Source organism: Cobetia sp. 3AK, assembly GCF_029846335.1.
In the GTDB taxonomy this organism is placed as follows: domain Bacteria; phylum Pseudomonadota; class Gammaproteobacteria; order Pseudomonadales; family Halomonadaceae; genus Cobetia; species Cobetia marina.
This window is the reverse complement of record NZ_JARWKR010000007.1, coordinates 119,986-133,559: the sequence shown is the minus strand read 5'-3', so window position 1 is coordinate 133,559 and position 13,574 is coordinate 119,986. Positions and strand designations below refer to the sequence as shown.

Here is a 13,574-nt window from a genome sequence, read left to right as displayed (position 1 = left end):
TCCATCCTTGGTGACGCCGCCACGGGCACCCGCCCAACGTATCAGGCCCGCCATGGCGGGCCTGATACGTGATACTGCGATCTCCTTACACTTCCAGGAAATCGAGAATCCCTTCTGCGGCCCGGCGACCTTCATCAATGGCGGTCACCACCAGATCGGAACCGCGCACCATGTCACCACCGGCGAACACCTTGGGATTGGTGGTCTGGAAGGCGAGTCGCTCGGCACTGGTCGCGATGCGCCCACGCTCATCGACCCCGATATCGAAATCGGTGAACCACGGTGCAGGACTGGCCTGGAAGCCGAAGGCGACGATGACGGCATCCGCCGGCAGGATCTCTTCGGAACCCGGCACCACTTCCGGGCGCTGGCGCCCGTTGGCGTCCGGTTCACCCATGCGGGTACGCACGACCTTGACGCCCTCGACCTTGCCCTCACCGACCACCGCCACCGGCTGGCGATTGAACAGGAAGTCGACGCCTTCCTCACGAGCATTGGTCACCTCACGACGCGAGCCCGGCATGTTGGCCTCGTCGCGACGGTAGGCACAGGTCACGGTATCGGCGCCCTGACGGATGGAGGTGCGGTTGCAGTCCATCGCGGTATCACCACCGCCGAGCACCACGACCTTCTTGCCTTCCATCGAGACATAATCGGCCGGGTCCTTCTCGAAGCCCAGGCAGTGATTGACGTTGGCGATCAGGAAGTCGAGCGCCTTGTGAACTCCCGGAAGATCCTCGCCCGGGAAACCGCCGCTCATGGCGTTGTAGGTGCCCATTCCCAGGAAGACGGCATCGTATTCCTCGAGCAGGGCATCGAAGCCGATGTCACGACCGACCTCGACATTGAGACGGAACTCCATGCCCATCTCTTCGAAGATCTCGCGGCGGCGCGTCATCACGCCCTTCTCGAGCTTGAACTCCGGGATACCGAAGGTCAGCAGCCCACCGATCTCCGGGTGACGATCATAGATCACCGGACGCACACCGTTGCGCACCAGGATATCGGCGGCTCCCAGACCCGCCGGGCCGGCACCGATGATGGCGACGCGCTTGTCCGTCCAGCTGACCTTGGACATGTCGGGACGCCAGCCCATCGCGAAGGCGGTGTCGGTGATGTACTTCTCGACAGAACCGATGGTGACGGCACCGAAGCCATCATTCAGGGTGCAGTCGCCTTCACAGAGACGATCCTGCGGGCAGACGCGCCCACAGACTTCGGGCAGCGAGTTGGTCTGGTGCGAAAGCTCCGCAGCCTCGAGGATGTTGCCCTCGGAGACCAGCTTCAGCCAGTTGGGGATATAGTTGTGTACCGGACACTTCCACTCGCAGTAGGGGTTGCCGCAACCCAGGCAGCGATGCGCCTGACTGGCCGCTTCCACCGGCTTGAACTCGGCGTATATCTCGTTGAACTCGCGGGCACGCACGCGAGCATCTTTCTTCTGCGGGTCCTGACGACCCACATCGATGAACTGGAAGTCGTTGGCGAGCTGATTGGCCATGATGAATCCTCTCTCAAAATCCGGGCACCGTCGCGGTGCGGGCCCTCACCCGGGGCTTGCCAGGGTGAGGGATGCGGTCACTCCGGCTGACGCCGGGACTGATCGAGCAATCCCCCCAGGCTTGCCGCCTTGGGCTTGACCAACCAGAAGTGACGCACGAAGTCAGGGAAATCACGCAGGATGTTGCGACCGCGCTCGGAGCCGGTCTCGGCCACGTATTCCTCGATCACTTCGCGCAGATGGCGACGATAGGCCTCCATGGCTTCGGTATTGATACGGTGGATTTCCACCAGCTCGTGGTTGTACTTGTCGACGAAGTCTCGACTCTCGTCCAGTACATAGGCGAAGCCGCCGGTCATGCCTGCACCGAAGTTGACGCCGGTTTCGCCCAGCACGCAGACCAGCCCGCCGGTCATGTACTCACAGCAGTGATCGCCCGCCCCTTCGATGACGGCATGCGCACCGGAGTTGCGCACCGCGAAGCGCTCGCCGGCAGTTCCCGCGGCGTACAACTTGCCGCCGGTCGCCCCATACAGGCAGGTGTTGCCGATGATGGCCGTCTTGTGGCTCTCGAAGCGCGAGCCGCGCGGCGGCACGATGGTCAGCTTGCCGCCATTCATGCCCTTGCCGACGTAATCGTTGGCATCGCCTTCCAGATGCATCTCGAGGCCATGCGCATTCCAGACCCCGAAGCTCTGCCCTGCCACGCCGGTCAGGCTGACCTTGAGCGGCGAGCCCGCCAGTCCTGCCTCGCCATACCGCTTGGCGATCTCACCGGAGACGCGCGCCCCGATGGAGCGATCGCAGTTGGTGACATGGAAGCTGAACTCGCCACCGCTGCGGCTGTCGATCGCGGACTCCATCGCCGCCAGCATCTCGAGGTTCTTGGCGCCGGGGTCATGCGGCTCGTTGCGGCTGACCTGGCAGAACTGCGGCGCGTCCTTGGGCACGAAGTCATTGCCCAGCAACGGCGTGAGGTCGAGACGACGCTGCGCGTTGGTCTCGCCTTCCAGCACTTCGAGCAGATCGGTACGACCGATCAGGTCGGTGATCTGGCGCACGCCCAGCAGCGCCATCAGCTCGCGCACCTCTTCAGCGATGAAGCGGAAGTAGTGCTTGACCATCTCGACGGTGCCGCGGAAATGCTCATCACGCAGCGCCTGGTGCTGGGTCGCGACACCGGTGGCACAGTTGTTCAGGTGACAGATACGCAGGTACTTGCAGCCCAGCGCCACCATCGGTGCCGTCCCGAAGCCGAAGCTCTCGGCCCCCAGAATCGCCGCCTTGACCACATCCAGACCGGTCTTGAGACCGCCATCCGTCTGCAGACGAATCTTGTGACGCAACTGATTGATGCGCAGCGCCTGGTGCACCTCGGGCAGCCCCAGCTCCCACGGGGAACCGGCATGCTTGATCGAGGTGATCGGGCTGGCCGCGGTACCACCGTCGTAGCCGGAGACGGTGATCAGGTCGGCATAGGCCTTGGCGACACCGGTGGCGATGGTGCCGATACCGGGCTCGGAGACCAGCTTGACCGAGACCTGCGCTGACGGATTGACCTGTTTCAGGTCAAAGATCAGCTGTGCCAGATCCTCGATGGAATAGATGTCATGGTGCGGCGGCGGCGAGATCAGTGTCACCCCCGGCACGGCGTAGCGCAGACGTGCGATCAGGTCGTTGACCTTGCCGCCCGGCAGCTGACCGCCCTCACCGGGCTTGGCGCCCTGTGCGACCTTGATCTGCAGTACCTCGGCATTGACCAGGTACGCCGGCGTGACACCGAAACGCCCGGACGCGATCTGCTTGATCTTGGAGGAGCGCACGGTGCCGTAGCGTGCCGGGTCTTCACCGCCCTCACCGGAGTTGGAGCGCCCGCCGGCCTCGTTCATGGCCTGCGCCAGCGCCTCATGTGCCTCGGGAGACAGCGCGCCGAGAGACATGCCGGCGCTGTCGAAGCGCGGCAGCAGTGATTCGACGGACTCGACTTCCTCAAGCGGCAGCGGCTCGGCCACGGGCTTGAGGCTCAACAGATCGCGAATGGTCGCGACCGGACGCTCGTTGACCAGGCGCGCGAATTCCTTCCACTTGCCGTAGTCCCCCTGCTGGACGGCCTGCTGCAGCTTCATCACCACGTCAGGGTTGTAGGCGTGGTACTCACCACCGTGCACGTACTTGACCAGACCGCCCTGCTTGATGCGCTTGCGCGGCAGCCAGGCTTCACGCGCCAGCAGCTCCTGCTGGAACTGCAGCTCGGCGAAGCCGGCGCCTTCGATGCGCGAGGCCATGCCGGTGAAGCACATGTCCATGACTTCACTGTTGAGCCCTACGGCCTCGAACAGCTGCGAGCCACGGTAGGAGCCGATGTGCGAGATGCCCATCTTGGACAGGATCTTGTAGAGGCCCTTCTGCATGCCCTTGCGATAATTCTCGCGGGCATCGGCCGGGTTGCCGGACAGCTCGCCGGTGCGATGCATGTCGGCCATCACCTGATAGGCAAGGTAGGGGTAGACCGCCGTGGCGCCCACCCCGAACAGCACTGCCATCTGGTGTGCATCACGCGCATAGCCGGTCTCGATGACCAGATTGACGCGCGGACGCAGTGCCAGTGCTCCGAGGTGATGGTGAATGGCACCGGTCGCCAGCGCCGCGTGAATCGGCAATTGTCCCTTGGCGAGCCCGCAGTCGCTGAGCACCAGGATCACCTTGCCATTGCGCGCCGCTTCCTCGGCCTGCTGACAGATGCCCTGAAGCGCCTGCTTCAGAGAGTCCTGACTCGGGTCATAGTGCAGCTTGAGCGTCTGGGAGGTGAACGCCGGGTCCTCATGATTGACCAGCGCATTGAACTTGCGCGGTGACAGCACCGGCGTGGTCAGGATCAGACGATGCGCGTGTTCCGGCGTCGCGTCGAAGATGTTGAGCTCGGCGCCACAGCAGGTCTCCAGCGACATCACGATCGCTTCCCGCAGCGGATCGATCGGCGGATTGGTGACCTGGGCGAACTTCTGACGGAAATAGTCGGTCAGTACGCGGTTCTGGCGCGACAGCACGGCCATCGGGGTGTCATCCCCCATGGAGCCGACCGCCTCCTGACCGCTCTCGGCCAGCGGGCGCAGCAGCTGATCACGCTCTTCAAAGCTGACCTGGAACATCTTCTGATAGACGTCCAGCGTGTCCGCTTCCATCGGCTGGAAACGCGCCAGCTCGGTCAGCGCGGACTCGAGGTAATTGGCATTTTCACGCAACCAGCGCTTGTAGGGATGGGCCCCCTTGAGGCGCTCGCTGACCTGATCGGTGTGCAGCACTTCACCGGTCTCGGTATCGACACCCAGCACCTGCCCCGGCCCGACACGCCCCTTGGCGACGACATCTTCCGGCTTGTAATCGTAGGTACCGATCTCGGAGGCCAGCGTGATGAAGCCATTGCGGGTGATGACCCAACGCGCCGGACGCAGACCGTTGCGGTCCAGCATGCACACGGCGTGGCGACCGTCGGTGAGCACGATGCCCGCCGGACCATCCCAGGCTTCCATGTGCATGGAATTGTATTCGTAGAAGGCCCGCAGGTCGGAATCCATCTGCTCGACGTTCTGCCAGGCCGGCGGCACCATCATGCGGATGGCGCGATAGATATCCATGCCACCGGTCAGCAGCACTTCCAGCATGTTGTCCATGCTGGAGGAATCGGAGCCGACCGTGTTGACGATCTCGTCCAGCTCGGCGATCTCGGGCAGCTGCTCGGAGACGAAGTTCTCCTTGCGCGCGTTTGCCCAGCCACGGTTGGCCTCGATGGTGTTGATCTCGCCGTTGTGGGCGAGGAAGCGGAACGGCTGGGCCAGCGGCCAGCGCGGCGCGGTGTTGGTCGAGAAGCGCTGGTGGAAGACACAGATCGCGGTCTCGAGGCGCGGGTCGCCCAGGTCCTTGTAGAAGCGCGGAAGGTCTTCCGGCATCACCAGACCCTTGAAGGAGATGACCTTGCCGGACAGCGAGCAGACGTAGAAGTCCTCTTCGCCCTTCAGCGCCTGCTCGGCGTATCTGCGCGCCATGAACAGGTCGACATTGAAGGCGATATCGGTACGTTCACTGGAAGCTGCAACGAAGACCTGACGAATGCGCGGCAGGCAGTCGCGGGCCATCGGGCCGCACACGCTGTCATCCACCGGCATGTCACGCCAGCCGAGCACCTCGAGGTTGCGTGCCGTCAGAGCGGACTCGAAAGCATCACGCGCGGCCTGTTCACGCGCGTCATCATTCGGCAGGAAGAGCGTACCGACGGCATAGCGCTCGCCCAGCTCGAGCCCGAGCGTCTCTCGGGCGATCTGGCGCATGAAGCCATCCGGCATCTTGAGCAGCAGGCCGCAGCCATCACCGGTCTTGCCGTCGGCAGCGATACCACCGCGGTGAGTCATGCACGTCAGGGATTCAATGGCAGTCTGCAGCAGCTCATGGCTTGCCTGCCCTTCCATATGGGCGATCAAGCCGAAGCCGCAGTTGTCGCGGAACTCTCCCGGTTGGTGGAGACCTTTATTCATGGGCGTGCCTCACGGAGAAATCATGTGTCCAGATGCTTTTCAACAAGCATTTTCGAGGTTATAGTTATCGGTTATCTTTATTTTTATGCCTGCCGATAGTGGCGCCATCAGTGTCGCAACACGACGCCAGATTTCCCTCGAGCATATCCCCGCGCTTCCCCACCGCGCAATTCTCCACAGGTCGCCCATCGGGCAAAAAAACCTGACAAAACCGAAGGTTAGAGACACCTCATTCCAAAAAACCCTGTAGGCTCAAGCGCTTAGCGGGTAGACATGCCTCGCGGGTTTCGCCTTGCAACTTTAGTCTTGGATGAATAAAAAACAGCGTTTTTATTCAATTCTCCCCATACCGATTACGCATACGGCATACCAATTCAGGAATCACGCCCCGCTAATGCACTTGTCCTGCACACTCACCGGCACACCCGACCCGTACATAGGACATGCGCCCTGGGCACGTCCACCTGAAGTGCCCACTGACGCTCGACAAAAAGAAAAGCCGCCACCCTGAGGTGACGGCTTTTCTTCTGCAGCAGATTCCGTGCACCAGCCAACGCCTGGTCGAGGGATCAGTGGCTGCTGCGCGGCCAGTGCTCCAGCATGTCCGCCAGCAGGCCGGCAGGCGCCTCTTCGGTAATCACCGCACGCCCGATACGCTCGAGCAGGATCAGACGCAGACGGCCATCGACATTCTTCTTGTCCAGCTGCATGTGACGCAGGAAGTCCTCGACCCCCATGTCCTCCGGCGCTTGCAGCGGCAGACCGGCCTTGCCGATCACCTTGGCGATACGCTCGACATCGGCACTCGACAGCCACCCCATGCGCGCCGAAAGTTCAGCGGCCATCAGCATGCCGGTGCCGACGGCTTCACCGTGCAGCCAGACGCCATAGCCCTGGTCCGTCTCGATGGCATGCCCGAAGGTGTGGCCGAGGTTGAGCAGTGCGCGCACGCCCTGCTCGGTCTCGTCCTGCGCCACGACATCCGCCTTGATCGCACAACTGCGGCGGATGGCCTCTCCGAGCAAGGTTTCATCCAGCGCCATCAAGGCCTGCATGTTGTCTTCCAGCCAGCTCAGGAAGCTTTCATCCCACAGCAGGCCATACTTGATGACCTCGGCCATGCCCGCCGACAGCTCACGCTGCGGCAATGTCCTGAGGCTTGAGGTATCGATCAACACCAGTCTCGGCTGCCAGAAGGCACCCAGCATGTTCTTGCCGCGCGGATGATTGACGCCGGTCTTGCCACCCACCGAGGAATCCACCTGCGACAGCAGCGTGGTCGGCACCTGGATGAAGGCCGCCCCCCGCTGATAACAGGCGGCGGCAAAACCGGTCATGTCGCCGATGACTCCCCCACCGAGGGCGATCAAGGTGCAACGACGATTGAAGCCGGCCTCGAGCAGAGCATCCCAGATCAGACCGATACTGGCCATGTGCTTGGTCTGTTCGCCATCCTCGAGAATCACCTCTCGAATATCCAGACCATCGCCAAGTGATGCCTTGAGCGCCTCCAGATACAGTGGCGCCACCACGGTGTTGGTGACGATCATCACCTGACGACCGGCGAGATGCTCACGAATGAGGTCTCCTCGCGCCGTCAGGCCCGGGCCGATGTGAATGGGGTAACTACGCTCGCCAAGTGCGACATCGAGACGATGAGCGGGAGCCAGGGACATGATGATTCTCCTTGCGGCGAAACGAATGACGGCGCCTGAATGTAAGCGAGAGCCAGACTCCCCAGGGGAGTCTAGCCATGCACGTGGAGCGGGTCTGACAATGCCTTGAGCCGGCGCCGGATCTCGTTGGTGACCGCACGCGGGCTGCGTCGATCGGTACGCACGATGATATCCGCGGTGTCGCGATAGAGAGGGTCTCGCAGCTCGAAGAGACGCTTGAGCACCCGCCCCGGGTCATCCTGCTGGAGCAGAGGACGATTGCGGTCACGTCCGGCACGCTTGAGCTGCTGCTCGACCGGAGCATAGAGATAGACCACCGTGCCGCGCTCTCGCAGCACACGCCGGTTGGCTTCGGCCATGATGGCACCACCACCGGTGGCCATCACGACATCGGACAGCGAGGTCAGCTCGTCAATCACGGCCTGCTCGCGCCCGCGAAAGCCCGCCTCGCCCTCGACATCGAAGATCCAGGGGATGCTGGCACCGCAGCGATCTTCGATCACGTGGTCGCTATCGCAAAATTCACGATGCAAGTCGGCCGCCAGCAGGCGGCCGATAGTGCTCTTGCCGGCCCCCATGGGGCCGACAAGGAATACGTTGGGAATCACATGCATCAGCGCACCGCCAGGCCGTCCTCGATGATCTTCGGGGTAATGAATACCAGCAATTCTACCTTCTCGTTGGACTCTTCGGTATAGCGGAAGAGATTCCCGATCACCGGCAGATCCCCCAGGAAAGGTGTCTTGAAGACGCTGCGTATCTGTTCGGAGGTTAGAATACCGCCCAGCACCACCGTCTCGCCATCATTGACCAGCACCTGAGTCTCGATTTCATTGGTATCGATGGCCGGCTCGCCATTGAAGCTGTCATCGGACACATCGTCATTGTTGATCAACAGATCCATGATGATGCGGTTGTCAGGCGTGATCTGCGGCGTGACCTCCAGCGCCAGCACCGCCTCCTTGAACTCGATGTTGGTCGCGCCGCTGGAGGTCGCCTCCTCGTAGGGAATTTCCTGACCCTGCTTGATGACGGCCTTCTTCTGGTTGGCGGTGATGATCTTGGGCTGGGAGATGGTCTGGCTCTTGCCTTCGCTTTCCAGCGCCGAAAGCTCCAGATCCAGCAGGATGTCGCCGGACAGGTAACCGAAGCTGAAGGTGCTGCCCGGATCACTGTCGTCACCCAGATTGACGCTCAGGCCACCGTCACTGGTCGTGCCGGTCGACGCACCTTCCAGGCCGAACTTGCCGTTGCTGCTGTTGGAAAGCCCCCAGTTGACACCGATTTCACTCGACACGCTGCTGCGCGCGATCACGATGCGCGCCTCGATCTGGACCTGACGCACCGGAATGTCGAGATACTCGAGGGTACCGCGAATGGACTCCAGAGTGTCGCGCGTGTCCTGGATCAACATGGTGTTGGTACGCTCATCCACCATGACACGACCGCGCTCGGAGAGCAGGCCGATACCGCCTTCACCGCGCAGCAATGCCGCCAGGTCCGCCGCCTTGGCATAACGCACCTGAATGTACTCCGTCGTCAGGGGCGCCAGCTCCTTGACCTGCTGATTGGCTTCCAGCTCCTTGCGCTCAAGTGCCGCCAGCTCTTCCGCCGGCGCGACCATCAGCACGTTGCCCATGCGGCGACTGGCCAGGCCATTCGACTTGAGCACCAGGTCCAGCGCCTGATCCCAGGGCACTTCCTTGAGGTTCAGGGTCACGTTGCCGGTGACGTTGTCACTGGCCACCAGATTGAGCCCAGTGAAGTCCGCGATGATCTGCAGCACCGAGCGCACTTCGATATTCTGGAAGTTCAGCGAGATCTTCTTGCCGGTGTACGGGAACTTGTCCTTGATCCGCTCCGCCTGCTCTTCCCGTGTCAGCGGCTTGACCTCAAGCACCAGCTCGTTGCCGGCCTGGGTGGCCAACTGGGTATAGTAACCATTGGCATCCACCACCAGGCGCACACCATCACGAGTACGCTGCGGATCGATCCTCGAGACCGGAGTCGCGAAATCACCGACATCCAGCACCTGATTCAGCTCTGGCGGCAGGGCGACACCCTTGAGATCGATATAGATCTTGCGGCCACGCTCGGTCACGCGAGACTCGACATTGGCGCGATTGAAGTTGACCACGACACGCCCTTCCCCCTCACTGCCCCGACGGAAATCGATACCACTGACGGAAGGCTCCGCCGCGACTTCCAGTCCGCCACCCTGCTGCTGCGGCTGCGCGGACTGGCCTGACGCGGCGGCGGCCACCGGACCGCCCTGCTCACCGACGATGACATAGAGGCTATTGCCTTCGGTACGCGTCACATAGGGACGGGTCTGGCTGAGCTTCATGACCAGGCGCGTACGCGAGCCGGCCTCCAGCGCCACCAGCTCCTCGACCCCATTGAGGCCGAGCTCGAAGCGGCGCTTGTCCAGCTGACTGCTGGTATCCATGAGATCGATGGTGATACGCGGCGGTGTCTCGATCCGGTATCCCTTGACCTCAGGCACCCCGCCGGCGAAATCGAGCTTGAGCTCCATCCGATCGCCACCCAGCGAAGTGAATTCCAGATCCTGCAGCGTGGAGGCCGCCTGCGCCACACTCGCCATCAGGCTGCCGAAAGCCGCCAACCCCAGCAGACTCATTCGTTGCAATCGCGTCATGTTCCCTTGTCCCCTGTCTCGCTGCGGCTCCGCCCAGCCATTGAAGCTGATCGCGCCTTATTCTTGTCGAAGCATTATGGTGTCGGTCATCGACCGCTCATCTTCCGTGACGATTCTGCAGACAGCGCCGCCAGCACGCGCTAACCGCTGGCATCTGCCGGTTGAGTCAATGCCATGGCGCGGGTTCGTTCGATCCAACCGCCCTGACCGTTGGGCACGATTTCCACCAGGTCCAGCTGAGTATCACCGATGCGAATGATGCGGCCGAAATTGCTCCCCATGTGTCCGCCGACACTCACACGCTGCACCTCCTGCTCCGGCGTCAAGATCAACGCCGAGCGACTGCCGTCCACATCCAGGGTCCCCACCATGCTGAGCTGCTCCATCGGCCAGGCCTCAAGAGGCTCGCGGGGGCGATCCAGATCCGGCCGCACGCCATTATCCACCATGGCGAGCTCCTCCTCCGGCTCCGGCAGTCGCGACTGGAAAGGACTGCGAGCATCTGCCATGTCGTACGTCACGGGATGATACTCGGGCTGAGGCGGCAGGTCCTTGACCTGCCCCGTCGGCCGCCCTCTGAGCGACTCGAGCTCGCTCTCCAGCGCAGGCAGCTGCGGATCACCACAACCGGCCAGCAGTGTCAGCAACATCGCACCACCCAGCACGACATGCTTGCGACGTGTCGTCAGACTCATCATTTACCTCCCGATGGCAACGGTGCGCCTTGGCGGTAGTTGTAAGTCTTGGCCAGCAGCGACAACTCCAGGTCTTCACCCTGCGAGACCGGTGTCAGCACGAAGTCATGCAACGTCACGATACGCGAAAGCCCGGCGACCCCTGACACGAAGGCGGCAATGCGGTGGTAATCGCCGCGCACCTTGATATCGAAGGGCTGTTCGACGTAGAAATCGCGATTCTGGGCCGGCTTGAGGCGAATGTATTCCACCTCCAGCTGATTGTTGATGGCCGTCTCGCTGATGTCATCGAGTAGAGCCGGCACTTCGGCATCGGTCGGGAGCATCTCGAGCAGCTGTTCCATGCGCGTCTCCAGCTCGGCCATCTGCTCACGCATCACGGGCAGATTGGCCGCCTTGAAGGCCTTGGTCTCGAACTGGCTCAGCAGCTGACGCTCCTTGGCCTGCAGGCGCTCAAGATCCTCGGCCTTGGGCGCCGCAAGGAACCAGTGGGACGCCCAGAACAGGGCACCAAAGACGATCAGCACCAATACCACCTGCAAGGTGACGGGCCAGATACCCGCCTCCTTGAGGTCGAGATCCTGGAAGTCCGTCGACTTGAGACGACGCACTTCGGCATTGAGGAAACTCATTTCCGACCTCCCTGCCTGGCGGCCTTCGTATCGGCAGCACTGGTAGCGACAGCCGTCGGTGTCTCGGGAATCATGATATTGAAGCTGCGACGATCATCGTCGCTGCTCTGTACGTCGGACAGTGTCGGCGTACCGAAGACATCCGATGCCGCAAGCGTGCGCATCAGACCGGACACCTGACGCGTATTCTCCGCGATGCCGTTGGCCTTGATCTGACGTCCGCTGCGACTGATGCTCTGGTACCAGGCACCCTCGACCAGCGTCGCAACGAGCTGATTGAAGACACGTACCGTTTCCGGGCGCGAGAACTGCAGACTGCGAATCAGCTCGATCTGCGCCAGCATCTGGTCACGCCGACTCTCGATATCCTCGACTTCCTTGATATCGCGATTCAGTCGCGCCATTTCCTTCTCGATGAAGGCATGCCGCTGCTTCTGCGCCTCGAGCTGGCTCTGGTAATACTCGCTCATGCCAAACCCGGCTCCCACCCCCACCACGGCGGCCAGTGCCAGAATGCCGAAGAAGCGCTTGCTGCGCTTCTCGCGACGCTCCTCACGCCACGACAGCAGATTGATCTCGATGGTCATGAGCGCTTCCTCATCGCAAGCCCGCAAGCCGTCAACATCGCAGGGGCATCACCGGCCAGCGCCTGGATGTCGACTCGAGGGTTGACGCTCATGTGCGTAAAGGGATTGGCCATGATCACTTCCAGTCCGGTGTGCCCTGCCAGCGACTCACGTAATCCGGGAATGGCGGCGGTCCCTCCTCCCAGCAGAATGCGCTGGACCTCACGACGCTTGCCGGCGGTGTAATAGAGCTGCAGGGAGCGCGCGATCTGCTGCACGAGCGTGTCACGGAACGGATCCAGCACTTCACTGTCATAGGTGTCCGGCAGACCACCGCGCTTCTTGGCCAGACCCGCTTCGTCATTGGAAAGATCGAAACGGTTCATGATCTCGTCGGTCAGCTGACGCCCCCCGAACACGGCATCCCGGCTGTAGACGATGCGACCATTCTGGATGACATGAAAAGCCGTCATGGTGGCACCGATATCGACGACCGCGACGCACTCTTCATTGTCGTAGGTAGGGGGGAGCTGATGGCGCAATTCACCGAAGGCACGCTCCAGCGAAAAGGTCTCGACATCGACCGCTGACGGCTCAAGGCCGGCCTGCTCGAGCGCGGAGGTGAGCTGATCGACATCCAGGCTGCGACAGGCCACCAGCAGCAGATCCTGCTGATCAGGATTGCGGGCATTGACCCCCAGATGCTGGAAGTCGAACGCCACGTCATTGAGCGGGAAGGGAAAATGCTTCTCGGATTCGAGCGCGATGCGCTGCTCGATCTCGTCATCGGCCAGATTGGTCGGAAAGCTCAACGTCTTGGTGATGGCGGCACTGGCCGGCACCGCCACGACGGCTCGTCGCGAGCGCGGCTGGGCCTGCTCGACCGCGCGCTTGATCGCCAGCACGACTTCATCCATGTCGCGGATGCGCCGCTCGACGACTGCGCCTTCCTTCAAGGGGCGCACCGCGTAGCTATCGATCTGGTATCGATTTCCGTGTCTGGACAGCTCCAGGAGCTTGACGGTCGCCGATGTGATATCGACGCCAATCAGTCCCTTGCCGGCGGATTTGAGTCCCAGCAATTGGCATTCCCCTGCTCTGATGACGACCCCGTCTGACTGGCGGGCCGCCGCTTCCCGTGCGGCACCGCCGCGGCACCCTCTTCTGCTGAGAGGTTACATTATGTTTCGCAGAATAACACAACAGACGCGCAAGACAGGGTTCAACGCTGGCCGCATCTGGACCCGCTACTTATAATGCCCCAGCAATGGAATTGCCAATCCCCCCGCAGCCACCCGCCTTTCATTACCCACGGA

The 13,574-nt window shown here is 62.1% G+C and carries 9 protein-coding genes; all 9 read right to left on the bottom strand.

Annotation, left to right across the window (positions count from 1 at the left end; translation table 11 throughout):
* Positions 1–85: 85 nt before the first annotated feature.
* The 9 genes from QD228_RS11870 to pilM all read right to left on the bottom strand — a co-directional run bounded on the left by QD228_RS11870 (position 86) and on the right by pilM (position 13,340).
* Entirely contained in the window at positions 86–1,501 is a 1,416-nt protein-coding gene (locus tag QD228_RS11870) for an FAD-dependent oxidoreductase (RefSeq protein WP_084207840.1), read from the bottom strand.
* 77 nt (positions 1,502–1,578) lie between these two features.
* Positions 1,579–6,030 (bottom strand): glutamate synthase large subunit, encoded by a 4,452-nt coding sequence (gene gltB, locus QD228_RS11865; RefSeq protein ID WP_279875664.1) that lies wholly within the window; start codon positions 6,028–6,030, stop codon positions 1,579–1,581.
* 569 nt (positions 6,031–6,599) lie between these two features.
* The gene (aroB, locus tag QD228_RS11860; RefSeq protein WP_084207838.1) at positions 6,600–7,706 is read right to left on the bottom strand and encodes a 3-dehydroquinate synthase; all 1,107 of its coding nucleotides are present in this window, start codon (positions 7,704–7,706) and stop codon (positions 6,600–6,602) included.
* 71 nt (positions 7,707–7,777) lie between these two features.
* A complete protein-coding gene (aroK, locus tag QD228_RS11855) occupies positions 7,778–8,320 on the bottom strand; it encodes a shikimate kinase AroK (protein WP_077377951.1) in 543 nt (180 codons plus the stop codon).
* Positions 8,320–10,365: a type IV pilus secretin PilQ family protein gene (locus tag QD228_RS11850; RefSeq protein ID WP_077377948.1), complete on the bottom strand. Its 2,046-nt coding sequence runs from the start codon at positions 10,363–10,365 to the stop codon at positions 8,320–8,322. The genes aroK and QD228_RS11850 overlap by 1 nt, the downstream gene beginning before the upstream one ends.
* 140 nt (positions 10,366–10,505) lie before the next feature.
* On the bottom strand, positions 10,506–11,060 hold the full coding sequence (locus QD228_RS11845; RefSeq protein ID WP_167592959.1) for a pilus assembly protein PilP: 555 nt from the start codon (positions 11,058–11,060) through the stop codon (positions 10,506–10,508).
* Positions 11,060–11,692, bottom strand: a complete 633-nt coding sequence (locus QD228_RS11840) for a type 4a pilus biogenesis protein PilO (protein ID WP_077377942.1) — start codon at positions 11,690–11,692, stop codon at positions 11,060–11,062. The genes QD228_RS11845 and QD228_RS11840 overlap by 1 nt, the downstream gene beginning before the upstream one ends.
* Complete coding sequence (locus QD228_RS11835) at positions 11,689–12,279, bottom strand: PilN domain-containing protein (RefSeq protein ID WP_271303231.1); 591 nt, start codon at positions 12,277–12,279, stop codon at positions 11,689–11,691. Before QD228_RS11835 ends, QD228_RS11840 begins: the two co-directional genes overlap by 4 nt.
* Entirely contained in the window at positions 12,276–13,340 is a 1,065-nt protein-coding gene (pilM, locus tag QD228_RS11830) for a type IV pilus assembly protein PilM (RefSeq protein ID WP_103751454.1), read from the bottom strand. The genes QD228_RS11835 and pilM overlap by 4 nt, the downstream gene beginning before the upstream one ends.
* Positions 13,341–13,574 lie beyond the last annotated feature (234 nt).

Excerpts from the sequence above, each read along its gene's own strand:
- QD228_RS11870 (WP_084207840.1), bottom strand. The coding sequence starts at position 1,501 with ATGGCCAATCAGCTCGCCAACGACTTCCAGTTCATCGATGTGGGTCGT.
- gltB (WP_279875664.1), bottom strand. The coding sequence starts at position 6,030 with ATGAATAAAGGTCTCCACCAACCGGGAGAGTTCCGCGACAACTGCGGC.
- aroB (WP_084207838.1), bottom strand. The coding sequence starts at position 7,706 with ATGTCCCTGGCTCCCGCTCATCGTCTCGATGTCGCACTTGGCGAGCGT.
- aroK (WP_077377951.1), bottom strand. The coding sequence starts at position 8,320 with ATGCATGTGATTCCCAACGTATTCCTTGTCGGCCCCATGGGGGCCGGC.
- QD228_RS11850 (WP_077377948.1), bottom strand. The coding sequence starts at position 10,365 with ATGACGCGATTGCAACGAATGAGTCTGCTGGGGTTGGCGGCTTTCGGC.
- QD228_RS11845 (WP_167592959.1), bottom strand. The coding sequence starts at position 11,060 with ATGAGTCTGACGACACGTCGCAAGCATGTCGTGCTGGGTGGTGCGATG.
- QD228_RS11840 (WP_077377942.1), bottom strand. The coding sequence starts at position 11,692 with ATGAGTTTCCTCAATGCCGAAGTGCGTCGTCTCAAGTCGACGGACTTC.
- QD228_RS11835 (WP_271303231.1), bottom strand. The coding sequence starts at position 12,279 with ATGACCATCGAGATCAATCTGCTGTCGTGGCGTGAGGAGCGTCGCGAG.